We start from the raw sequence: 21678 nt of genomic DNA, 5'->3' as shown, positions 1-21678 counted from the left end.
CGGCCCGAATGACCTAGGGTCCGTCTTCAAACGGACCTTGCCCAGAGCAGGAATGAGGCGAGAGAGACCGATGCTTCGTAGGAGGTGGCGGTCTTGTCATATCGGGTAGCGATGTCGCGGAAGCTCTTGAGCCGGTTGAAGCAGCGTTCGACGCTGTTGCGCCGGCGGTAGATCTCCCGGTCGAACCGCGGCGGGCGACCGCCGTGACGGCCCCGGTTACGGCGGTGGCGTTGCTGGTCCCGCTTCTCTGGAATGGTGTGGCTGATGCCGCGCTTGCGGAGGTAGGCGCGGAAGCCGCGGGAGGCGTAGGCCTTGTCCGCGACCACGTGGTCCGGTCGGCAGCGCAGTCGACCCCGACCGATGCGGGGCACTCGGAACCGCTTCAGAAGCGGGCGTGCGCAGACGCCGTCGTGACGCTGGCCGGCCGTGAGCATGACGGCCAGCGGGCGCTCGCGCGGCGGCCTGACCACGAAGCTGCACCTGGCTGTCGAGCAGGGCCAGAAGCCCATGTCTATCGTGATCACGGCCAGGCAACGGGGCGACTCCCCACAGTTCGAGCCTGTCCTAACAAGGTCCGTGTCCCGCGTCTTGGCCGGGGCAGGCCGCGCACCCGGCCGGATCGCGTGCGCACCGACAAGGCGTACGCCCCCGGAAGAACCGCGCTTACCTGCGGCGGCGCGGGATCCGCTGCACCATCCCGGACAAGGCCGACCAGGCCTGCAACCGCAAGAAACGCGGCTCGCGCGGCGGTCGGCCGCCGCAGTTCGACCCGCAGGACTACAAGGCTTGGCACGCGGTCGAGTGCGGCATCAATCGCCTCAAAAGGCACCCGGCCGTGGCCACGCGGTGCGACAAGCTCGCGGTCCGCTACGAGGCGACCGTCCTCGTCGCGGCCATCAACGAGTGGCTGTGACAGGGTAGTTGATACAACGCTGGCGAGGAGTCCGCAAGTATGGATTTGCGGTCACGTCCCGGCTATGTCGAGGAGGACCTGCGCCAGTTCGCGTGGCTGGGAGAACATCGGCCAGTGGCCGGTGTCCATCTCGATCAGCCGCCAGTGTCCACTGGTCAAGGTCAAGGGCAGCCCCGGGGGGATCAAGGCCGGCACGAAGGTGCGCAACATCCGCTGGTCGACGGGGTTGACGGGCACGACATCGACTGCAAGGTCGACGGTTTCGGGGCGATGCAGTTGAAGTCCAGCGTGGTCAAGAAAGCCTGATCACGCCGCCCGTCCGTGTCCGGAACACCTGGGCAGCACCTTGATGAGGAATTGCAAAATTTCGCAATTGGTTAGATGCTTTGTTGGCTGTGCTCGCAGGTAGCCGCGGGCACAGCCTTTCGCGTCCGCCCCCGGATGGGGCTCGTAGGGGAAGCCGAGGGTCGTGTCCGTTCCGCTGTACCAGGCCAAGGCCGAGTTCTTCCGGATGCTGGGGCATCCGATGCGCATACGGGTGCTGGAGCTGCTCCAGGATGGGCCGATGCCGGTACGGGAACTGCTCGCCGCCGTCGAAGTTGAGCCCTCCAGCCTCTCCCAGCAGCTAGCGGTGTTGCGCCGCTCGGGGATCGTCACGGCGACCCGCGAGGGCTCCACCGTCGTCTACGAACTGGCCGGCGGAGACGTGGCCGACCTGATGAAGGCCGCGCGGCGGATCCTGACCGAGATGTTGTCCGGGCAGAACGAGCTGCTTGCCGAGTTGCGGGATGCCGAGGTCGCTGCGAGATGACCTCGCAGATCAGCCGGGTCTGGGCCCGGATCACCTCGCTGTTGCCCGCCCGTGGCGATCTGGCGGAGATGCGACGCGACCCTCGCAGGGATCTGCTTGCCGGGCTCACCGTGGCCGTCGTGGCGCTGCCACTCGCGCTCGGCTTCGGCGTCTCCTCCGGCCTGGGCGCGGAGGCTGGACTGGCGACCGCGGTGGTCGCGGGTGCGTTTGCCGCGCTCTTCGGCGGCTCGAATCTGCAGGTGTCGGGGCCGACCGGCGCCATGACAGTGGTCCTCGTCCCCATCGTGGGCGCGTACGGGTCGACGGGCGTCCTCACGGTCGGTCTGATGGCCGGCGTGATGCTGGTGGCGCTGGCCGCGCTGAAGGCCGGCCGTTACATGCAGTACATCCCCGCCCCCGTGGTCGAGGGCTTCACCCTCGGCATCGCCTGTGTGATCGGCCTGCAGCAGATTCCGAACGCGCTCGGTGTGCCCAAGCCGGAGGGCGACAGGGTGCTGGTGGTGACCTGGCGGGCGATCGAGGAGTTCGCCCAGTCCCCGAACTGGACCGCCGTCGGCTTCGCCGTCGCCGTCGCGGTGGTCATGCTGATCGGGGCGCGGTGGCGGCCAAGCGTGCCGTTCTCCATCCTGGCCGTGATCGCTGCGACGGTCGTCGCACAGGCCGCCGGGCTGGATGCGGCGAAGCCGATCGGTGAACTGCCGGCCGGGCTGCCCGTGCCGTCGCTGTCCTTCCTGGACCTCGGCTCCCTGGGCACCCTGCTCGCCCCGGCCGTGGCGGTCGCTGCCCTGGCCGCCCTGGAGTCCCTCCTGTCTGCGTCGGTCGCCGACGGCATGACGGTAGGGCAGCAGCACGACCCCGACCGGGAGCTGTTCGGTCAGGGCCTGGCCAACATCGCTGCCCCGCTGATCGGAGGCGTCCCCGCGACCGGCGCGATCGCCCGCACCGCGGTCAACGTCCGCACCGGCGCGAGCTCTCGGCTCGCCGCCCTCACTCACGCCGCGATCCTCGCCGTGATCGTCTTCGCGGCGGCCCCCCTGGTCTCGAAGATCCCGCTCGCCGCACTCGCCGGTGTCCTGCTGGCCACCGCGATCCGCATGGTCGAGGTCGGCTCGCTGAGGGCCATGGCGAAGGCCACCCGCTCGGATGCGCTGACCCTCGTCCTGACCGCCGTCGCGACCCTGGCCCTGGACCTCGTGTACGCCGTCATCATCGGCCTCGCCGTCGCGGGGGCCCTCGCGCTGCGCGCCGTCGCGAAGCAGGCCCGTTTCGACCAGATGCCGCTCGACCGAGGCGACCACAGCGCCGAGGAACACGCCTTGCTGGCCGAGCACATCGTCGCCTACCGCATCGACGGCCCGCTGTTCTTCGCCGCCGCCCACCGCTTCCTGCTGGAGCTGAGCGACGTGGCCGACGTTCGCGTCGTGATCCTGCGCATGTCCCGGGTGTCGACCATGGACGCCACCGGCGCCCTCGTCGTCAAGGACGCGGTGGAGAAGTTGAATCGTCGTGGCATCACCGTCCTCGCCTCCGGGATTCGGCCCGGCCAGCGCCAGGTCTTGGACTCCGTTGGCGCGCTGGACCTGCTGTGCCACGAGGGCCGGGAGTACGCCACCACTCCTGAGGCGATCCGGGCTGCCCGCGGCTACCTGGAGACGGCCGGTGTCCTGTCCGCCTTTCCCGGCCAGAAGCCCCGGACCGTCAGCGAGGAAGCTTTGCGATGAGTACTCCCCCCGCCCCACTTCGTATGGTGGAGGTCTCCGGTGCGGAGGCCCTGTGGCTGGTCGAGGGCAGCAGTATCGGCCGGCTGGTGTACGTGCAACGGGACCTGACCGCGGTCCGGCCTGCCCGGCACGTGTGGGACTACGGCCGACTGGTCGTCCGTACGCCAGCCCCGGCAGCGGCGGTGCCCGCAACGGCGATGTACCACGTGGACGAGATCCGCGCCGTGCACGGCACCGGCTGGACGGTCACCGTCTCCGGTCCCGCCGAGGTGATCACGGACCCCGACGAGGCCGCGCACTACCGGCGCACCCTCGCGGGCTGGACCCACGGCCCGCACGACACCCTGCTGCGCCTGCACCCCAAGACCGTTACCGGTTTCCGCCTCGCCCGCGCGGAGGCGTGAGTGACGTCCACGCAACTCGAAGCCCTGCCCTACCGGCACGTACTTACGCTGCCTAATGAGCCGTCTGCCGTACGCATAGCCCGCGAGACGGCCGAGCAGGCGTTGGTCGAGTGGGGGATCGGGTTGCGTCATGCCACGGTCGACCCGGCCTTGCTGATCCTCACCGAGTTGGTCACCAACAGCGTCCGGCACGCCGCCGTCCTCTCCCCGCAGGTGACCGTGATCTACGCGGCGGGCTCGGACTGCCTGGCCTTGGCCGTTCATGACCGCCACCCCTACCAGCCTTCGCTGTACGGGACGGTCACCGACACGGGCACCGGTGGCCTCGCCACCGTCATGGAGTTCGTCCTCGGCCTGGGCGGCACGGCGGTGGTCCGCGCGGATGCCGACGGCCGGGGCAAGAGCATCTGGATCACCCTCCCCCTCTGACCGATCGGCACGCCCTCGACCGACCACCCGCACAAGGAAGTACACCCTCATGACCATCGACTGGCGTTACACCGTCGAGGAGAACCTCGGCATCCTCTCCGTCCACGTGGATCCGTCGGCTCCGTTCCTCGACGCCGGTTCAGTGCTGCCGGTGCCGCAGGCGAGGATGGGCCGCATGTTCTTGACGAGTGGGCGGGTGCGATGCGCCGAGGTTCGGCCGGTGGGGCCGTGCTTCTGTACCGGGGAGGGGGCGGCACGGTGAGTACGCCGCTGTATCAACTGAAGGCCGAGTTCTTCAAAACCCTCGGCCACCCGGCGCGCATCCGGGTGCTGGAGCTGCTGAGCGAGCGCGAGCACGCGGTCGCCGAGATGCTGCCCGAGGTGGGCATCGAACCCGCGCACCTCTCCCAGCAGCTCGCCGTCCTGCGGCGAGCCAACCTGGTCGCGACCCGCAAGGAGGGCTCGACCGTGTACTACTCGCTGACCAGCCCGCACGTCGCCGAGCTCCTCCGGGTCGCTCGCACCATCCTCTCCGGTGTCCTGGCCGGACAGGCCGAGCTGCTCGCCGACCTGCAGGCCGCGCAGCGGGAGGCGAAGCCGCCGTCGTAGCGACGGCCCTTGATCGGCGGCCGTCTCCCGAGGAGTTGACAGCGCTCTGTGGTGCCGGGAGGCGGCCGTCTTCACCAAGATCATGGGCATCCTCATGGAACGCCACCAGATGAGCGAAGACGACGCCTTCAGCGTGCTGCGCCGCATCTCCCAGCACCACAACATCAAGCTGCGTGACGTCGCTCAACGGGTCCGCACGGAACACACGGCACCCAGCTGATCTCCACCTCTTCCGGTGCCCTCACCGTGCTCGCGCCATCTGGGGCGATCCGCGTCCTGAGGCACGTCAGAAACGGGTAGGTCACGGGGCGGGCAAGCGACGGGGGATGCGCCCGCCCGCCCCGCGGGCAATGACCCGCACGGGGGGAGCGGGTCTTGCGGGACCGAGTCACCGGCCCATGGGTTACAGCGCCCCAAGCGTCGCAGGTGTCACATCAACAGTGCAACAAGCGCAATCGCTCACGGCCCAAGATCGGAGACGAGGCCGGGGCGACGGTGCTGACGCAGACGACGGCTCGGCCCGTGCTGATCAGGCAGTCTCCTGCAGCAGGGGCCCGGTGCCCGTCAGCTGGAACAGTCGCTCGACCGCTGGAGCAACCGGTCCGAACACGGAGAATCGCACTCCTGCATCCCGGAAGTGGCTGCGTGCTGCCAGCAGGACGTTGAGCCCGGAGCAGTCGCAGAAGCCGACCCGGCTGAAGTCCGCCTCAACCCATCGAGCACCGCTGAGACCCGCGGCTCCCAGTTCGTCGCCCAGTCGGGCCGCGGTCAGGTGATCCACCTCGCCCGCCACCGACACCACCATCCGGCTGTCCAGTGTGGTGATGGTCAGGCGCAACTGCTCGCCCGGCCGCTTCCCAGGGTTGCTGTCCACGCCCCCAGCGTCTCGGCTGGGCGTACCCCACGTCAAAGGCCGGCCTCAGGAGCCGGGATCTGCGCTTAGCGCTTGCGGCCAGGGCCCAGGACTGCCATCCGAATGTGCCGCTGACGGCTCTGCGCCGTCCGGCGAGCACCGCCCCACCAACGGATACACCGCCCCAGGACGGCGGCAATGTGAGCAGGCCGACAGTGTGCGTGTTCGCCAGCCGGGTACACGCCGGGCAAAACGCCGCTCAAGAAGCGGCCGAAAAACAATCGAAAGAGCCCTGCATGGTCATCCCGCTTAGGAAGCAGGCGGCACAGGCGCAGGGCACGGGTGAGCAGGCCACGCTGCACTACATCGCGGCCTGGGCCGGCGGCGCCGCCCGTGCCGTGGACGCGCGCCAGGCCCTGCGCGCCTTTCTCGCCCACGCCCCGCATTCCGGCCATCCCCCCGTGCCCGAACACGTCGTCCTGGATGCCGAGCTCGCCGTCAGTGAACTGTTGACGAACGCCATCCGGCACGCCCCCGGACCCTGCGGGCTGATCCTGCAGCTCTCCGGCGAGGAGCTGGCGATCACCGTGTGGGACACCTCCACCGAACAACCGGTTCTCAGAAGGCCCGACCGGCACCGGGCCGGCGGTTATGGCCTTCACCTGGTGCGCGCGGCCAGCAACAGTCTGGCCGTCACACCCCGCGGCCAGGGAAAGCAGATCACCGCCCGTCTGCGCCTCGCAGCGAACCACAGCACCAGCGCCATCACCAGGACCGTTCTGTCTCCCCTCCCTCTCGCGCAGAACACCGCAGACACCACCGAACCACAAGCTCATCCCGCGCGGGACGGGCATGCTGCCAGCCCCCACGGACAACCAGCCGGCTGACAACACCGATCACCGCCACCACCAGCGCCGCCAGTGTGCCCCGCGGCACGCTGCGGACCGGCCTCCAGTCGATGATCGTGATCGCCAAACCGCGCCAAGTGGTGGCCCTGCCAGCCCGGACTTATACATCGGATGTGAGCAACCACAAGGTGTACCGCGTGTACCGCCCCGGCCCGGCAGTACCGCGAAACGGCCCACACCGGCCCGGCATCGGTGCCCCCTGGAAGGCGGGGCAACAGGGCGCACCTGGTGGGTGCCGGAGAAGGGAAACGCCCGGACGCTAGACGGGAGAGTGCAGGTGACCACGCCGCCGATCGACTACCAGGCGCTGTTCGCTGTCATGCCTAGCCCCTATCTGGTGCTGAGTCCCGATCTTGTGATCTTCGACGTCAACGAGCCCTACTGCCACTCGACCCACCGCTGTCGCCAGGATCTGATCGGGCGGTATTTCTTCGACGTGTTTCCTGACAACCCGGCGGACCCGACCGCCGACGGGGTGCGGAACCTCAGTGCCTCCCTGCACCGGGTGCTGCACTCCAGGCAGCCGGACACGATGGCGGTGCAGAAGTACGACATTCCCGTGCCCGGCCGCCCGGGGGCGTTCGAGGGACGGTGGTGGTCCCCGATCAACACCCCCGTGCTCGACGCGGACGGGCAGGTCGCGTGGATCATCCACCGGGTGGAGGACGTGACCGAGTTCGTGCTCTCCCACCGCTCCGGCCCACAGGAAGGGGAGACGCTCAGCGAGCGGGAGGCCGTGGAGGCCGAACTGTATGCGCGGGCGCGGGAACTGCAGAGCTTGAACGAGGAGTTGCGGCGGGCCCACGCCCGGGAGCGCAAGGTTGCCGTCACCCTCCAGGAGGCGATGCTGCAGTCGCCGGACCTGGTCCGGCACCCGGACATCGCGGTGCGCTACCTGCCCGCAGCCAAAGGGCTGAACGTGTGCGGCGACTGGTACGACGTGGTGGACCTGCCCGACGACCGTTTCTCCGTAGCGGTCGGCGACGTGGTCGGCCACGGCCTGCAGGCCGCCGCGGCCATGGGCATGCTCCGCAGCGCACTGTCCGCGGCCATGCGCGCCCTGCGCGAGCCCGGCCCGGCGATGGACGTGCTGGGCCTGTACGCCCGCTCGGTGGAAGGAGCGCTGGCCACCACCGCGGTCAAAGCCGTCATCGACACCCGCCGCCAGCACATCACCTACAGCAGTGCCGGCCACCTCCCCCCGGTCCTGGTCCACCCCGACGGCACCTTCGTGCTGCTCGACCAGGCCACCGACCCCCCGCTGGGAGCCCGCCCGCACCACGTCCCGCGCGCCCAGGCCGCCGTGCCCTACAACCACGGCGACACGCTCGTGCTCTACACCGACGGGCTCGTCGAACGCCGCGGCGAGGACATCGACACCAGCGTGCAGCGGCTCACCGGCATCCTCGCCGGCCATGCCCGCCTCAGCCCGGACCACCTGGCCGACACCCTGCTCTCCCACCTTCGCGTCACCAGCGGCGGAGACGACGACATCGCCTTGATCGTCGCCCGCCTGTAACCGCAATGCAGCTCACTGGCGCGCCGGGCGGCGCCTCTTCGCCGTCGACGGCGTGCGCGGCGGCCCGGCCGGGACCGTCGATGGCCTGGGTCAGCCGGGAGTCGGTCGCGTGCAGGCCCAGGTCTCGCGCTGGCGCCGATTCATGGTTGGCCACTTTGACGGGCGGTAGTTGGCCAAACAGAACCCGAGCGCCAGGGGCAGCGCTCGGGTCCCGCGGCCTGGTTCCACCGGAGTGATCACGGCGGCCACCCGTTCGCCCCAGGCTGGGTCGGGGACGCCGAACATGGCGGCCCTGCGGACACGGGGTGGGCGAGGAGTGCCGCATCGGTCTCGGAAAGCCGCCCTGCAGGCCGGCCGTCGTCCCTCATCTCTCAAGTCAACTGCGCAGGAAGTCGAAGGCACGGCCCTCAACCCCGCTTTCGGGTGACGGGGGTCGTGCTGCCCGAGATGCCCACAGGCAGATGTCCGTGTAATCAGTAACTCCTGGCCCCGGGAGCGAGGAGGCGGGCATGGAGCAGCGTGCGGTCGCGGATCTCGACGACCTCGCAGTGTTCTTGGCCCGGCTGACCGGCCTGCTCCTGCGCTCGTCGGGTGAGGGCGCTCATCGCATCGAGCGTGCGGTGGCTGGAAGCGCCCGCGCGTTCGGCGGTGTCGCGTCCCTGTTGCTGGTGCCGGAAGCGGCGGCGCTCACGGTCACTGCAGCGGACGGCAGCACCCGCATCGTTGTCGTGCACGGCTTTCCGGACGTCTTCCGTCTCGACCAAGTCGTCGCGCTCCAGCCGCTCCTCGCCGATGTGCGGGCAGGCCGGATCGGGATCGCGGAGGCCGACCGCAGGCTCATGGAGATCGAGGCGGCGCCGGCGCCGTACCCGTGGTGGCTGAAGTTCTTCGGCGTGGTGCTGTTCGCGTTGGGTTTCGCGCCGGCGATGCAGCCCACCTGGTACGAGGTCGCCACCACGGCCGTGCTGGCCGCGCTCGCCGCGGCTCTCGTGGTCACGGCAGACCGCGTGCCCCGGCTGCACCGGATCCTTCCGCTGATGGTGTCGACGGCGGTCTCCATCGCCACGATCGAGCTGTTCGCCGACAACCCTGCGCGCGGTGGTCCCGTGCTGCTGATGCTCCCTGCGTTGTTCTACTTCGTCCCCGGGGACTACTTGAGCGCGGCGACCGCCGAGTTGGCGGCCGGTCTGATCACCACTGGTGCGACCCGGCTCGTGTACTCCGCCTTTCTCCTGGTCCAGCTGTATGTCGGTGTGCTGTTCGGTGTCTTCTTCACCGGCGCCTCCCCTCACGCACTCTTCGATGTCGCCGCCCACTCCGACCTGCCCCGGTGGGCGCTGTTCGCGGCCTGGATCGTCTTCGTGGCGGGCACGCTGCTCGCTTTCGCGATCCCCCTGCGCTTTTTCTGGCTGCTTCTCCTCCTTGTCTACGTCACCGTTGGTGTGCAGTCGGCGTTCACGAAGCTCGTCGGGGAGACGGGTGGCACGTTCGTCGCCGCAGTGGTCCTCGCTGCCGCGGCTACGCTGATCGCGCGCGGGCCTCGTCGCCCGCCCCGGCTGGTCCTGATGCTGCCCGGCTTCTTCACGCTCACCGTCGGCTCGCTCGGCATGCGCGGCCTGACCACTCTGGCCGGCGGCTATGTCGAGGGTTTCCAGGACCTGCTGAAACTGGTCACGATCGTCACCGCCCTCGCCATTGGCCTGGTAGTCGGCGTAGCGCTCACCCATAGGGACGGCGACACGTAGGCGAGACGGCCCACGACCCGCGCACCAGCAGTCCTTCATCGAACCGGGCTACACGGCCGCTTCTGTCGGACGGGTCTGGCCTGCGGCGTCAGCCGGAAGAGGGCCGGTCGGTGGCAGTGTCCGTCGGGGGGTGTGAGGGTGGAAGGCATGTGACGTCCATCGAGGAGCCACGCATGATCGTCGCCATCGTCGGTGCCGGGAACATGGCCCGCGGTATCGGTACTCAGGCATTGGCAGGCGGGCACTCCGTCCGTCTGCACGATCGCAAGCCGGCCAAGGCAGAAGACCTGGCCACCGCGTTGGGCCAGGCGATCCCCGGAGCGGATGTCACCGCGGTGGAAGCCGATGCTACGGCTGATTCCGACATCCTGGTGCTCGCCGTGCCTTATCCGGCCGGACGCGACATTGCCGCAGCATGGCACAGCGCCCTGGCAGGAAGGATCGTCGTCGACATCTCCAACCCGGTGGATTTCACCACCTTCGACTCACTCGTCGTACCTCCCGGCACTTCAGCTGCCGAACAGATCGCCGCCGCCGCGCCGGAAAGCCGGGTGGTCAAAGCCTTCAACACCACCTTCGCCGGGCCCCTCACCGCAGGCCAGGTGGCCGGCCGGCCACTGGACGTCTTCATCGCCGCAGACGATGACACGGCAAAACAGGCCGTAACGGACCTGGTCTCCTCCGCAGGGCTGCGCCCCCTGGACGTGGGACCGCTGCGCCGGGCACGCGAGCTGGAAGCCTTCCAGTTCCTGCACATGGCCTCACAGGAACGGCTTGGCCTGAACTGGTCTAGCGCCATCGCGATCCTGCCGTGACAGCCGGCCGATCCCCGCAACCAGAAGTCTGCCAGGACCCCGAACGCATTCGCGCGTACTCGGCAGACGGGTCCCCACTGGGGCTCCTTCGACGGTGGGGAAGGAAGGTGCTGATGCGTGGCCGGCTCATTGTCCCCCCAGAACGTGGCCGAGGTGACCCGGGCGCTGGACCTGAGCGGGGTGTTCGTCAACGGCATGCTCGGCGGCGTGCTGGCACGGGACCGCCGTCTGGACCTGTTCGGCTTCCTGGCCATCGGCATCGTCTCGGGCTTGGGCGGCGGGATCGTCCGCGACACCCTGTTGCAGCACGGCACCCCTGTGGCTCTGACCGACTACACCTATATCGCCGTAGCCGCCGCCGGCACCATGCTGGCCTTCGTGGCCGATCTGAGCCGCCACACCACAGGCCTGCCCTTCAACCTGCTCGACGCCCTGGCGCTCAGTGTCTGGGCGGTCGCCGGGGCGCAGAAGACCCTCGCTGTTGGCCTGGGCTGGCTGTCGGCCGTGCTGCTGGGCACGATCACAGCAGTCGGCGGTGGTGCCATCCGGGACATCATGCTGAACCGCACCCCCGCCATCTTCGGCGGCAACCGCTTGTACGCAACCGTCGCCGTGCTGGTGAGCGGGGTCATGGTCCTCTGCCGCCGGCTCGGCGCGCCCACCGTCGGCATCCTGGCCGGCATCGTCATCGGCGTTTCACTACGGCTGGCCGCGCTCACCTGGAACTGGAGACTCCCACGCAGCCCCGACTGGAGACCGGGAACATCGCAGGATCAGGATTCCTGACTCAACAGTCAGTCCGACGCCGCGGAGGAAAAACGCAGGTGCTCGCTCACTGAGGAAGAGGAGCACGCATGGCTCTCAAGGAATCCGCACATACGGTGCTGGCAGGACTCGGAGGTAGCCGGCCCGAACTGAAAGAGCTCTACCAGGGCCTGCATGACGGGGTCACCATCGACACCGGGCCGCGACCCGGGTGGCGGTGCATCTGAGGAACTGCGGCTACCAGGTGCATGAGGGGATCGGCGGGGTCGGCGTAGGTGGCGTGCTGTCCAATGGCGCCAGTCCGATGGCCTGCCGGTCCGCAGGGTGACCAGTCGGCGGTGTTCCGTTCGGTCGCCCGGGCCCGACCATCCAGCGCCTGTGGACCTCGACGTACAGGCTGTGGTGATGGGCGAACACGGCACCTCCGAAGTGTTGCTGTGGTCGTCGGCGAGCGTCGGCGGCATCCCCGTCACCGACCTGCTGACCCAGGACAGCAGGTCGGTCGAGGACACGCGCGGGGAGATCGAGAACTACATCCGCTACGCCAACATCACCATCATCGAAGGCACCGGCGCGAGCCAGTACGGCATCGGTGCCGTCTCCGCTCGACTGGTCGAGGCGGTACTGCGTGACGAACGCGCGGTGCTGCCCGTCGCCGCCTACTTCTCCCGCTACGACGTCACACTCTCCCTGTCCAGCGTTCTCGGGGCGGGTGGAGTCCAGCAGATGCACGTACCCACCATGGCGTCTGAGGAGCACCAGGCGCTGCTCGAGAGCGCCCGGGTCCTGCGTGACGCCGCCGAACGGGCCGTTGCCGTCGCGACTACCTGAGCCGCAGCTCAATCGGCACGCTGTGCCATTCGGCGGGCCGAAAGACGGGGCACTGGTGAACATCCGTCACCTGTTTGCCTTGGCAGCCGCCCCCGGGCGCGGCTGCCGGAGCGGCTCCACTGCGGCCCACAATGCACGTGGCCGGCATGCCGGTCAGATACTCGGCGGACGCTACGGCTACCCGGACCGCAGCCCCTACGCGAGCACCAAGCGCGGACTGATCGGCTTCACCGAGACCCTCGCCATCAAATTCGGAGACGATGGGATCCGCGTCAACGCCATCGCCCCCGGCGCCGTCGCCGGCGAACGCATCCAGCGGGTCCTGCAGGGCCGGGCCGATACCGAGAGGCGAAGCCTGGCGGACGTCACCGCCGACGCCCTGAGCATCCAGTCCCCAAAACACTTCACCGACCCCGAGGACATCGCCACACTGGCGCGCCTTCTCGCCTCCGACAGCGCCAAGTCCGTCACCGGACAGACCATTGCCATCGACGGCGGCTCGAAGGCCGCGCAGTGATACACGACGAGGCTCGCCTGCCACGGCGGAGAAATGTGGCAGTCACCTCGAACGACCGCCGGGTCACGCGCGGGGCGCCGGCGCAACTGACCGCCTGAACGACGGACACCCACTGCTCGCGGACCGCGTACTTGCCGGCGAAATTGGAGGACGGCGGCCGCACTGGTCACCGTCTACGGCATCGGTGGCCTACCCGTGATGCGCGGGATCGCCGGTTTCGCTAACTGGCGATCCAGCGCTATGTCGCCCCGCCTTCGAGCCGGTCGCGCTCCTCTCGAGCTGCGGCGAAAAACCCGAGTGGGTCCAAGGCTGGGCGGCACGGCGAACCCTGCATCTGTGGCAGGTGTCCAACCGCGCGTCTAGCGTAGTTCCTAAGCGCTCGCTGCAACCCGTCACGGTGCATGTGAGCGGACGCCCGGTACAGGCACGGTACGGAGGCGGTGGTGGAAGATCTTCAGTACAAAATGATCATGGCGCTCAGTGCGGCTGACCTGGGAAGTCCCATGGTCGAGCAGGCCGCCAAGATCTGTGCCGAGATCGCCGAACAGCATTGCACCGAGTTGCACGTCACGCGGGGACGGCCGGCGGTGGACGTGATCGAGGTGACGGTGGGCGAGCCCTCCCATCGGTGGCCGGCCCCCTGACAGAAGGATCGGAGCAGATGCCCCAGACCGTGCAGCCCACCGTCGACGTCCGCCCGGCCGAACAGCGCTTCAAGACGCGATTGCAATGGCTGGACTCGAAGCATTCGTTCTCCTTCTCGCGGCACTACGACCCGCGAAACACCCATCACGGGCTTCTGCTGGTCAACAACGACGACACCGTCACTCCCGGAACCGGTTTCGAGACGCATCCCCACCAGGACATGGAGATCGTCACCTGGGTGATGCGGGGTTCACTCGTCCATCAGGACTCCACGGGACACTCGGGCCTCATCTATCCGGGACTCGCGCAGCGGATGAGCGCGGGGACCGGAATCCTGCATTCGGAGAAGAACGATTCCTGGCGTTTGCAGGGCGGAAACGCGCACAACGAGCCAGTGCACTTTGTGCAGATGTGGGTCGTGCCCGACGAGGCCGGTATCAAACCCGGTTACGAGCAACTGGAGGTGGGCGACGAGTTGCTGCGAGGCGGCCTCGTGCCCATCGCTTCCGGCCTGGATCGCCACGTGAACGCGTCGGCGATCCGGATCAAGAACAAGTACGCCGCGCTGTACGCGGCACGTCTGAAACCGGGCGAAGGAGTCGAGCTGCCCGAGGCGCCGTTCCTGCACCTCTTCGTGCCGAGGGGCAGTGTCGACCTGGAGGGCACTGGAATTCTGCACGAGGGTGACGCGGTGCGTTTCACGGCCACCGGCGGACAGCGCGTCACGGCGACCGAGCCGGCGGAGCTTCTCGTCTGGGAGATGCACGCAACCGTCAGCGGCTGGTGACGCTCACCTGTCCGACGGCTCGGCCACGCTGGCCGGACGACTCTCCTGGGGGGTGATCGAGAGGCGTCGACCGACGAGACCGTGAGGTGAACCAGGATGACCGCTCCGTCAGGCAATCAGCACGAGATACGTCATGGCGACCAGCTTGTGATTGTCACGGAGGTCGGCGCGGGTCTGAGGTCCCACACTGTGGCGAGATCCTGGTCCTCGACGGGTACGGCCCGGAGGAGATGTGCACGGGTGCCAGGGGACATTCCATGATTCCTTGGCCGAACCGGATTCGCGGCGGCGCATACACCTGGGCTGGAAGGCAGTACCAGCTCGACGTGACGGAGCCCGACATGCTGGGGGCCATCCACGGTCTGACCCGATGGGCGTCGTGGCGGTATCTGGGCGGAACCGAGGACTCCGCCTTGCGAGATCCCCAGCCGCTCGGCCACCGGCACATAGACGTGTCGTACACCGACCTTTGCCGAGACGCCGACGGCCGGGCCCGTGTCCGGCTCGCCGCTCCCCGCGGCCGTGCGGTGACGCTGTGGGTCCATGAGGGACGGCCCACAGGAGCGGCCTTTAAACAGCTGAGCCTAAGCTCCCGCAGGTGGAGACCATCCTGATCATCACGGCTGCTGCGCTGCGGAGGGCGGTGCCCGTTCCGGCCCCGTGACAGGCGTGGGGCACAGTGATGACAGGATTCTGAGGAACTGACGGTCTGCCAGGTTCCCTGACTAGACTGGCAGCGTGATCAGGGCGGGGGTCGGTTTCTACGCGTTCTTCGGCTTGGGCTGGCTGCTTGCCGGACTGGGGCACTTCGGAGGTGCTGCCATGGGGGCGGCGTGCCTGCTGGGACTGGTGGTCGCGCTCACCCTGGTATTGGTGGCGTGCAGACTGCCGCCGGAGTCGACAGGTGGGGTGAGCCGGCCGTTGCCGCTCCTGCAGCGACGCCGGTTTGGGCAGGTCAATGCCGTGCAGTGGCTCCTCATCGCCGCGACCGCCACGGGGTGCGGCGCGGGCGGGGTCCCCGAGCTGATCATGCCGCTCGTCGCGGTCGTGGTCGGGCTTCACTTCCTCCCGCTGGCACGTGTCTTCGCCGACCGCCGGCTTGTCGTTCTTGGCGCGGCTGTGACGGTCCTCGGCATCGCCGGTCTCGTGGCGTGGGCCGCGGATGCCTCACCGGGCGCTGTCTTCACCCTCGTGGGAGTCGGCTGTGCGCTGACCCTGTGGGCCACGGCCGCTTGGTCCATCGCCGGGGCGATGCGGGCCGTCCGGGCTTAGGGGGATTCGTTTGGATCTAGGCTTTGCAGCCGTCGCTAGCGGCGTTGACGGTGGCCGGCGACCTGGTTTACGGGAGGGAGGGTGGAGTTGCACAGCGTGCCGTGGCTGCACGTAATTCCGGAGCAAGGTGCTCTGTCTGTTGATCGCCTGCTTCCCGTGACGGGCAAGACGTAGGTAGCGCGTCTCGACGGGCGGGAGATGCGCGACACGGATGCTGTCTTCCAGCAGTTCTATGACGGGCTCAGGCTGCCTGATTACTTCGGGTGGAACTGGGATGCGCTCTCCGACTGTCTGCGCGATCTGAAGTGGCTGTCTGCTGACCACCACGTACTGATCTTCAAGGCCGCGGATGAAGCTCTATCAAGCAACACCTCTGGACGACGGCTGCCCTTCAAGACCTTGCTGCGAGCAGGACAACACTGGTCCTTCACACAACGGCCCGAGGGTATCGAGCTCAGCAAACTCGCGATTGTCATGGCTTGCGACGCCGGGTCCGTCCGTTCCTTCAGGAGCAGTTGCGATCATGCTTGGATGAGATGGCCTCGCCGTAGCGTCGACCTCATGTCGCGGACCAGAGGAAGATGCCTGCGATGTGAAGTCCGGCCAGGTAGACGGTTGCCGTCTTCTCGTAGCGGGTGTCGATGTCGCGCCACTGCTTCAAGCGGTTGATGCACCGCTCGACGGTGTTGCGCTGTTTGTACGCCTCGCGGTCGAAGGCTGGCGGCCTGCCGCAGCGACTGCCCCGCCGTAGCCGGTGACCGCGCTGGTCCGAAGGAACGGGAATCATCCCCCGGATGCCTCTCTTGCGCAGGTATCGGCGGATGGCGCGCGAGGGGTACGCCTTATCGGCCAGGACCACATCCGGCGTAGTGCGAGGCCGTCCACGACGACGAGGAACGCGCAGCCGCGCCATCACGTCGGTGAAGGCGGGTGCGTCACCGGCCTGTCCAGCGGTCAGGGCGAACGCCAGGGGGCGGCACCGGCCGTCCGCAGCAAGATGGATCTTCGTGGTCAGTCCGCCGCGGTACCGGCCGAGGGCGTGGTGGTCCGGTTCGCCGGCCGGGGCCCCTTTTTGCGGGCCCCGACCGCGTGCTGGTGGGCACGCACGATTGTGGAGTCCACCGAAACGGCCCAGTTCAGGTCCTCGTCGGCGTCGGCCTGGGCCATCAGCGCGGTGAACAGCCGCTCCCAGGTGCCGTCGATGGCCCACATCCGCAGCCGGTTGTAGACGCCTCGCCAGTTGCCGTACTTCTCCGGCAGGTGAACCCACTGCGTTCCGGTCTGGAACCTGAAGGCGATCGCATCGATCACCTCCCGGTGGTCCCGCCATCGGCCGCCCCGCTTCGGCGTCCGGTCCGGGAGTAACGGCTAGATCCGCGCCCACTGCGCATCAGTCAACGGCACACCGGGACCAACGATCGACTGATCCAAACGAAACCGCCTAGTTCACTCGGCCCGCTTGCGCCCCGGATCCGGCAGCACCTTCGTCATCCCCGGCAGGAAGTCCGTGAACAGCTCGTGGACCTCCAGGACCAGAGGGCGCAGCACGCGGAAGCGGGCCAGGGACACGCCCCGCGCGGTCAGCCGCGCCCCGCGCCGGGCCAGCCGGTAGCTGCGCTCGCGGCCCTCCGTGCGGTCGAAGATCCAGTACAGGACCAGGCCCATTTGGGAGAGCCACATCAACTCCGGCAGGACATCCCGGAGTTCCGGTGTCACCCTGGCCTTGGAGCCGCCCAGCACCTCGCGGTGCACGGTGATCGCTCGCTCGCGGGCGTGCTCGCTCTCCGGGGAGAAGGGGCTGAGCGGGCTGTCGGGGTCGGCGGCGTTCTTGAAGAACTGCACGGCGAACTCGTGGTACGGCCGCGCGATGTCCAGCCATGCGGTCAGCACGCCCGCGAGCCGCGCCTCGAAGTCTTTCTCCCGGTCCAGGACCTCCCGGACCGCCTGCTGGTGCTCGGCGGCGATCCGGTCGTAGAAGCCCTGGATCAGGTGTTCCTTGCCCTCGAAGTAGTAGTAGGCGTTGCCCACGGAGACCCCGGCCTCCTTGGCGATGGCCCGCATGGTGGTCTTGTCGTACCCGCGCTCCTGGAACAACCGCATCGCGGTCTCCAGGATCAGCGCGCGGGTCTGCTCGGACTTTTTACTGGGGAAGTCGGCCGCTTCGGGGCCGTCGTTCTTCGCGGGCACGGTAGAAGAGCCTAACGAGTACGGCAGCAGGGGCTAACCGGTGGCGCAGGCTCCGCCGGAGCAGGGGGGCGGCTCGTAGGCCCAGCCCCTCTGCGGGTGGTAAGTCCAGCCGTCCGCCCGGCGGTAGACGGCTCCGCCCCGGTTCCAGTGGCCGGCCCCGCGCTGCGCGCCCCGCCACATAGCCGCCGCAAGTACCGCGCCCCGGGCCAGCTTCGCGCCGGCCGGAGTGCTCAGCTTGTGGGCGAGCGGGCGGTGTTCCCGCAGCGCCCACAGCACGACGATCCAGGCTCGCGAGCCCTGGTAGATCTGCCCGGAGTCGCCGACCACGGTGACCTCGTCGAGGCTGGCGGAGTGGTCGAGTCCGGGAAACCGTGCCCGGGCCTCGGCCGAGCCCGCCGGTACCAGCTCCAGCGGCACCAGCTGCGACTGCCGAGCCAGCCAGTTCCGCAGATGGGTGCACAGGGCGCACTCGGCGTCGTACAGGACGGTCAAGCCGTGGACCGGAGCCTTCAGGACGCCCCGGTCCGCCGCCCCGGTGGTCACGGCCTTCACGCCCCGACCGTGGGCGGGACCCAGCCCTGCGGGGTGACCGGAGGCCGCTGCTCGCGCTCCATGACGCCGCGCCGCCGGATCTTGTTGAGCACGAACACATTGCCCAGGTGCATCACGCCGAGCACCAGCAGGACCACGCCCAGCTTGGTCGACAGCGCCTCGAAGATGCCCCGGGTGTTCTCGATCGTCTCGCCACCGCTCAGATACAGCGCCACGAAGCCGAGGTTGACCAGGTAGAAGCCGACGACCAGGAGGTGGTTGACGGCGCCCGCGAGCTGCTCGTTGCCGCGCAGCACGTCGGCGAGGAAGATCCGGCCGTTGCGGCTGAGCGTGCGGGCCACCCAGATGGTCAGCGCGATGCTGACGACCAGGTAGATGACGTAGGCGATGACGGTGCGGTCCATGCCCCACCCCTTCTTGAACGCGTTCAAAACGCTGACAGGACTGACTGTAGACATGTTTTTGAACGTGTTCAAGTCAAGGTTGCTCGGCTTCTCCGGCCCAGTTCCGGGCGCGTGTGGGCACTGGGCCGACGGCGGCACCGACGCCACGACCGGATCACCGCCCGGACCTGGCTGGCCCTGCACTGGCACCGCTGGCGCATACGCCACCAGGCCCGAGCCTGCGCCGGCCACTACTGCGCCCGAGCAGCCCGATCTCACTCACCGTGAAATCACCGGCTGTAGTACTAGTGGCGGATGGTGACGCCCAGCGGTATCCGTGGGGGTCCAGCATCCGGCACCCGGACCGTCCGGGGCTGCTGGGAGCCCGACATCGACGTCGCGCAGGCCGGGATCCGATTCGGCAAACCCCCTGCGCTCCCAGCGAGTTGATCGGCATCATGAGCATGTGACGCATTTTGCCGAGATACTGCTGGCCGACGACACCTCCGTGCGCCTGGAGCTGGCGCCCGTGGGGGCCGCCCGCAACGGTACGGACGGGGACCAGCCCGGGGGCATCGACGGGGTCACCCCGGTCGGGCGGAGCGACCGGGCCGCCACCCTCGCCACCAGTACGCTGCGCGCCGTGCTGCGCCCCCTTGGTCCGCTGCTGCAGGAGGTGCACGACGCGGTGGGCACCGCGCACGACCGGCCGCAGGAGATCACGGTGCAGTTCGGCGTGCAAGTCGGGCAGGATCTCAAACTGGGGATCGTCGGGGCAGGTGTCCAGGCCAGCCTCAGCGTTTCAGCGACCTGGCGAATGCCGAACGGTACCGGCTGACCGTGGGGTGGTTCCGACGCGTGGGCGCCGACTCGCGTCCCCCCGCTGTTTCGATTCTGAGCCGGCTGGACGGCGAGCCCGTCGGCTCGGGCGTGCTGCTGCCCGGTCAGCATGTACTGACCTGCGCCCATGTGGTCAACTGTGCCGTCGGCTGTGAAATGTTGGCCGTGCAGCACCCCGGACCGGTCTCGTTACAGATCCGGGTGTACGGGCCAGACATCACCCACATGTGCCAGGCCGAGCTGACGGCGTGGATAGCTCCCCGCCCGGGAGACGGGGGGCTCGGGGCGTATGAGTGGAACGGCGACCTCGCCGTCCTCCGCCTCGACTCCCCACTGCCCCATGGCATCCAGCCGCCCCGCTGGCGTCCCATGGCGGAAAAGCAGCTCGTGCGCGCCTGGCACGGCGGCGCGGAGCGCGGCTCCTTCGCCGATGTCGAAGTGACCGAGTGCAACGGCCGCTTCGGCTACGTGGACGCACTGCGCGACAAGCTCGCCGTCGACCGCGGCTACAGCGGCGGCCCCCTCTGGTCGGGCCACGAGCGGGCCGTCGTCGGTCTCGTGACGGCAAGGCTTAACACTGACGGTGCGCTGCGGCGTGCCTGGGGCATTCCCTGGCAGCGGATCCGCGACGAACTGGCAGGTGCGGGTCTGGCAGCTCTCACCGCGCAGCCCGACGACGACGTGCGCGGGGATCCCTTCTACGCCGAACTCGTCGCCCTCCTGGACCGGAGGCTGCCGCATCCCGAGGACTGGGCCCGCTGCGGGAGAGCCGTGGCCTGGGAGTGCGGGCTGGAGTACAGCGGAGACGGGGATCCGTCCGCCGAGGAGTTCGCCCACCTGATACTCACGCACGAACGCGCTCTGCCGACGCTGGTCGGAGCGTTGCGCAACGTCGCCCCGCGTCTGGCGGACGAACTCCTGCTTACCGGCCGTGGCATCCGCTTTCCGCGGCTGCTCACCCCCCGGGAGTTCGACCTGCTGGTGCGGTGCCTGGAGGTACTGGACGCGGCCTCCACCGCCCGTGTAGCGGCAGCCCTGCGGGCGTCGCTGCCGCTGGCCGTCGTGCCCGAGCCGCTGGTCTCACAGGCGTCCCGGGGTGAGGGCATCGGGGATCTCGTCGGATACCTCGAACGCCTTCCCGGCCCCCCCGCGTCCTCCTTCGGCCACCCTGGGGAGGCGGCCCCGGTCCCCGGGCTGGTGCGCGCCGTCGAGTTCCTGGCCGTGTGTTGCCCTTCGGAGCAGCGGGGCGCGCTGCGCCAATGGAGCGAACGGGTCGCCGCGCGGCTGGCCATACACCGGTCCGCCCTGGAGGACCGCCGCAGGGACGCGGAGGAATGGGCCGCCCGGCAGGAGCGGACGGCGGCCCCCCGGCTGCTGGTGGAACTCTCTTCGTGCGGCACCGCCGACGGCGCGGCCTGTTACCGGCTGCGGCTGTGGTGCGACGATGCAGACGGGCCGCGCCGAGTGTCCGCGGAGGACGACCGGCCGCGCACCGCGCAGGAGGCGGCCCGCGAGATCTTCGATGCTCTCGCACCGCTCCACCCGCGGGAACCGGACGGCCCCCTGCCCGTCATCGAACTCCTCGTCGACCGCGACGCGTTGGAACTCCCGGCCGACGAATGGCGGGATGCGGGTCTTGGCGGCCTGCTGACGCGCGTCCTGGGCGCCGAGTACCCCCTGGTGGTCGACTGCCCGGAACTGCGGGAACTCGGCGGCCGGCGCTCCGAGGCCGAGTGGCGGCAGCGCTGGAAGCGTCTGGACGAGGGCGGCGTACTGCGGGTGACGCGTCCGGGAGCCGACCAGAACGAGGTGTACGGAGTGCTCATGGAGCAGCGGCACATCGCACAGGTCGTGGTCGATGTTCCCGCAGCGACGCGGAGCGCGATCGTCCAGACGTGCCTCGCGGTGGGCGTGCCCGTGGTCCTGTGGGACCGCGGCGGCACTTGCGACTCCCCCGCCGTCCGGTACGCCGCGGGCGTCCCGGTGCGCGGCCTCCCGGAAGCCGTACGGATGTACCGAGCCAAGACGCTTCAACGGCCTGACGAGTTCGCCGGGCGGCCCGTGCTCACCTGGGCCGACGCCGACCGCCCGGATCCGCGGCCGCAGCTGGAACTGGCCGATCCAACGGAGTCCCCGTGACCCGCACGCACCTGCACAACCCAGTCGAGACGG

The 21678-nt window shown here is 69.0% G+C and carries 26 protein-coding genes and 5 pseudogenes; 24 read left to right on the top strand and 7 right to left on the bottom strand.

The annotated features are described in order from the left end of the window. Positions 1–26: 26 nt before the first annotated feature. Positions 27–434, bottom strand: a complete 408-nt coding sequence (locus N8I84_RS00925) for an IS5 family transposase (protein WP_263227392.1) — start codon at positions 432–434, stop codon at positions 27–29. Between the two features lie 10 nt (positions 435–444). Between N8I84_RS00925 and N8I84_RS43385 the strand changes: the two are divergent. Further along, positions 445–913, top strand: a pseudogene (locus N8I84_RS43385) (transposase); the annotation flags it as partial. 51 nt (positions 914–964) lie between these two features. Here the strand turns inward: N8I84_RS43385 and N8I84_RS00915 are convergent. Then, a pseudogene (locus tag N8I84_RS00915) lies at positions 965–1066 on the bottom strand (alpha/beta hydrolase); the annotation flags it as partial. 1 nt (position 1067) lies between these two features. Here N8I84_RS00915 and N8I84_RS00910 point away from each other — a divergent pair. From N8I84_RS00910 to N8I84_RS00875, 8 genes and pseudogenes are all read left to right on the top strand, one after another. Beyond that, a pseudogene (locus tag N8I84_RS00910) lies at positions 1068–1219 on the top strand (PhnA domain-containing protein); the annotation flags it as partial. A gap of 163 nt (positions 1220–1382) precedes the next feature. Next, positions 1383–1724 carry an ArsR/SmtB family transcription factor gene (locus N8I84_RS00905; RefSeq protein ID WP_263227391.1) on the top strand — a complete coding sequence of 114 codons (342 nt, stop codon included), beginning with the start codon at positions 1383–1385 and terminating at the stop codon, positions 1722–1724. Continuing rightward, positions 1721–3445, top strand: a complete 1725-nt coding sequence (locus tag N8I84_RS00900; RefSeq protein ID WP_263227390.1) for a SulP family inorganic anion transporter — start codon at positions 1721–1723, stop codon at positions 3443–3445. Before N8I84_RS00905 ends, N8I84_RS00900 begins: the two co-directional genes overlap by 4 nt. After that, the gene (locus N8I84_RS00895) at positions 3442–3849 is read left to right on the top strand and encodes a pyridoxamine 5'-phosphate oxidase family protein (RefSeq protein ID WP_263227389.1); all 408 of its coding nucleotides are present in this window, start codon (positions 3442–3444) and stop codon (positions 3847–3849) included. The genes N8I84_RS00900 and N8I84_RS00895 overlap by 4 nt, the downstream gene beginning before the upstream one ends. Continuing rightward, positions 3850–4278, top strand: a complete 429-nt coding sequence (locus tag N8I84_RS00890; protein ID WP_263227388.1) for an ATP-binding protein — start codon at positions 3850–3852, stop codon at positions 4276–4278. Positions 4279–4327: 49 nt separating this feature from the next. Further along, complete coding sequence (locus tag N8I84_RS00885) at positions 4328–4540, top strand: hypothetical protein (protein WP_263227387.1); 213 nt, start codon at positions 4328–4330, stop codon at positions 4538–4540. After that, complete coding sequence (locus N8I84_RS00880) at positions 4537–4887, top strand: ArsR/SmtB family transcription factor (RefSeq protein WP_263227386.1); 351 nt, start codon at positions 4537–4539, stop codon at positions 4885–4887. Before N8I84_RS00885 ends, N8I84_RS00880 begins: the two co-directional genes overlap by 4 nt. An 82-nt stretch (positions 4888–4969) precedes the next feature. Beyond that, positions 4970–5107, top strand: a pseudogene (locus N8I84_RS00875) (ANTAR domain-containing protein); the annotation flags it as partial. A gap of 309 nt (positions 5108–5416) precedes the next feature. Here N8I84_RS00875 and N8I84_RS00870 read toward each other — a convergent pair. Continuing rightward, positions 5417–5761 carry an STAS domain-containing protein gene (locus N8I84_RS00870; RefSeq protein WP_263227385.1) on the bottom strand — a complete coding sequence of 115 codons (345 nt, stop codon included), beginning with the start codon at positions 5759–5761 and terminating at the stop codon, positions 5417–5419. Positions 5762–5961: 200 nt separating this feature from the next. On the opposite strand from N8I84_RS00870, the gene N8I84_RS00865 reads away from it, so the two are divergent. The 13 genes from N8I84_RS00865 to N8I84_RS00810 all read left to right on the top strand — a co-directional run bounded on the left by N8I84_RS00865 (position 5962) and on the right by N8I84_RS00810 (position 16213). Further along, entirely contained in the window at positions 5962–6627 is a 666-nt protein-coding gene (locus tag N8I84_RS00865) for an ATP-binding protein (RefSeq protein ID WP_263227384.1), read from the top strand. A 298-nt stretch (positions 6628–6925) separates the two neighbouring features. Further along, positions 6926–8167 (top strand): SpoIIE family protein phosphatase, encoded by a 1242-nt coding sequence (locus N8I84_RS00860; protein ID WP_390898820.1) that lies wholly within the window; start codon positions 6926–6928, stop codon positions 8165–8167. Between the two features lie 509 nt (positions 8168–8676). Continuing rightward, a complete protein-coding gene (locus tag N8I84_RS00855; protein WP_263227383.1) occupies positions 8677–9912 on the top strand; it encodes a threonine/serine exporter family protein in 1236 nt (411 codons plus the stop codon). 173 nt (positions 9913–10085) lie between these two features. Further along, entirely contained in the window at positions 10086–10727 is a 642-nt protein-coding gene (locus tag N8I84_RS00850) for an NADPH-dependent F420 reductase (RefSeq protein WP_263227382.1), read from the top strand. Positions 10728–10844: 117 nt separating this feature from the next. After that, positions 10845–11513 carry a trimeric intracellular cation channel family protein gene (locus N8I84_RS00845; protein WP_263227381.1) on the top strand — a complete coding sequence of 223 codons (669 nt, stop codon included), beginning with the start codon at positions 10845–10847 and terminating at the stop codon, positions 11511–11513. A gap of 68 nt (positions 11514–11581) precedes the next feature. Next, positions 11582–11719 carry a hypothetical protein gene (locus N8I84_RS00840; protein WP_263227380.1) on the top strand — a complete coding sequence of 46 codons (138 nt, stop codon included), beginning with the start codon at positions 11582–11584 and terminating at the stop codon, positions 11717–11719. Between the two features lie 151 nt (positions 11720–11870). Then, positions 11871–12323, top strand: a complete 453-nt coding sequence (locus N8I84_RS00835; RefSeq protein ID WP_263227379.1) for a Rossmann-fold NAD(P)-binding domain-containing protein — start codon at positions 11871–11873, stop codon at positions 12321–12323. Between the two features lie 55 nt (positions 12324–12378). After that, complete coding sequence (locus N8I84_RS00830) at positions 12379–12840, top strand: SDR family oxidoreductase (RefSeq protein ID WP_263227378.1); 462 nt, start codon at positions 12379–12381, stop codon at positions 12838–12840. Between the two features lie 443 nt (positions 12841–13283). Beyond that, positions 13284–13484, top strand: coding sequence for a hypothetical protein (locus N8I84_RS00825; protein WP_263227377.1), 201 nt, complete (start codon positions 13284–13286; stop codon positions 13482–13484). 29 nt (positions 13485–13513) lie between these two features. Continuing rightward, complete coding sequence (locus N8I84_RS00820; protein WP_263227376.1) at positions 13514–14272, top strand: pirin family protein; 759 nt, start codon at positions 13514–13516, stop codon at positions 14270–14272. A gap of 230 nt (positions 14273–14502) precedes the next feature. Beyond that, positions 14503–14886, top strand: a complete 384-nt coding sequence (locus tag N8I84_RS42965; RefSeq protein WP_390898819.1) for an aldose epimerase family protein — start codon at positions 14503–14505, stop codon at positions 14884–14886. A 124-nt stretch (positions 14887–15010) separates the two neighbouring features. Further along, positions 15011–15544, top strand: a complete 534-nt coding sequence (locus N8I84_RS00815) for a hypothetical protein (RefSeq protein WP_263227375.1) — start codon at positions 15011–15013, stop codon at positions 15542–15544. A 198-nt stretch (positions 15545–15742) separates the two neighbouring features. Beyond that, positions 15743–16213: a barstar family protein gene (locus tag N8I84_RS00810; protein WP_390898818.1), complete on the top strand. Its 471-nt coding sequence runs from the start codon at positions 15743–15745 to the stop codon at positions 16211–16213. Here N8I84_RS00810 and N8I84_RS00805 read toward each other — a convergent pair. From N8I84_RS00805 to N8I84_RS00790, 4 genes and pseudogenes are all read right to left on the bottom strand, one after another. After that, a pseudogene (locus tag N8I84_RS00805) lies at positions 16104–16963 on the bottom strand (IS5 family transposase). The gene N8I84_RS00810 and the pseudogene N8I84_RS00805 sit on opposite strands and share 110 nt — an antisense overlap. A 27-nt stretch (positions 16964–16990) precedes the next feature. Then, positions 16991–17731 carry a TetR/AcrR family transcriptional regulator gene (locus tag N8I84_RS00800; RefSeq protein ID WP_263227374.1) on the bottom strand — a complete coding sequence of 247 codons (741 nt, stop codon included), beginning with the start codon at positions 17729–17731 and terminating at the stop codon, positions 16991–16993. 33 nt (positions 17732–17764) lie between these two features. Continuing rightward, complete coding sequence (locus N8I84_RS00795) at positions 17765–18283, bottom strand: thiol-disulfide oxidoreductase DCC family protein (protein ID WP_390898817.1); 519 nt, start codon at positions 18281–18283, stop codon at positions 17765–17767. Then, complete coding sequence (locus N8I84_RS00790) at positions 18280–18687, bottom strand: hypothetical protein (RefSeq protein ID WP_263227373.1); 408 nt, start codon at positions 18685–18687, stop codon at positions 18280–18282. Before N8I84_RS00790 ends, N8I84_RS00795 begins: the two co-directional genes overlap by 4 nt. 445 nt (positions 18688–19132) lie before the next feature. On the opposite strand from N8I84_RS00790, the gene N8I84_RS00785 reads away from it, so the two are divergent. Further along, a complete protein-coding gene (locus N8I84_RS00785) occupies positions 19133–19504 on the top strand; it encodes a CU044_2847 family protein (protein ID WP_263227372.1) in 372 nt (123 codons plus the stop codon). Between the two features lie 20 nt (positions 19505–19524). Beyond that, positions 19525–21645: a VMAP-C domain-containing protein gene (locus N8I84_RS00780; RefSeq protein ID WP_263227371.1), complete on the top strand. Its 2121-nt coding sequence runs from the start codon at positions 19525–19527 to the stop codon at positions 21643–21645. Positions 21646–21678 lie beyond the last annotated feature (33 nt).

Origin of the sequence: Streptomyces cynarae, from assembly GCF_025642135.1 — a bacterium.
GTDB lineage: Bacteria > Actinomycetota > Actinomycetes > Streptomycetales > Streptomycetaceae > Streptomyces > Streptomyces cynarae.
Note: the sequence above shows the minus strand (reverse complement) of the source record. Positions and strands in the feature narration are given on the sequence as shown.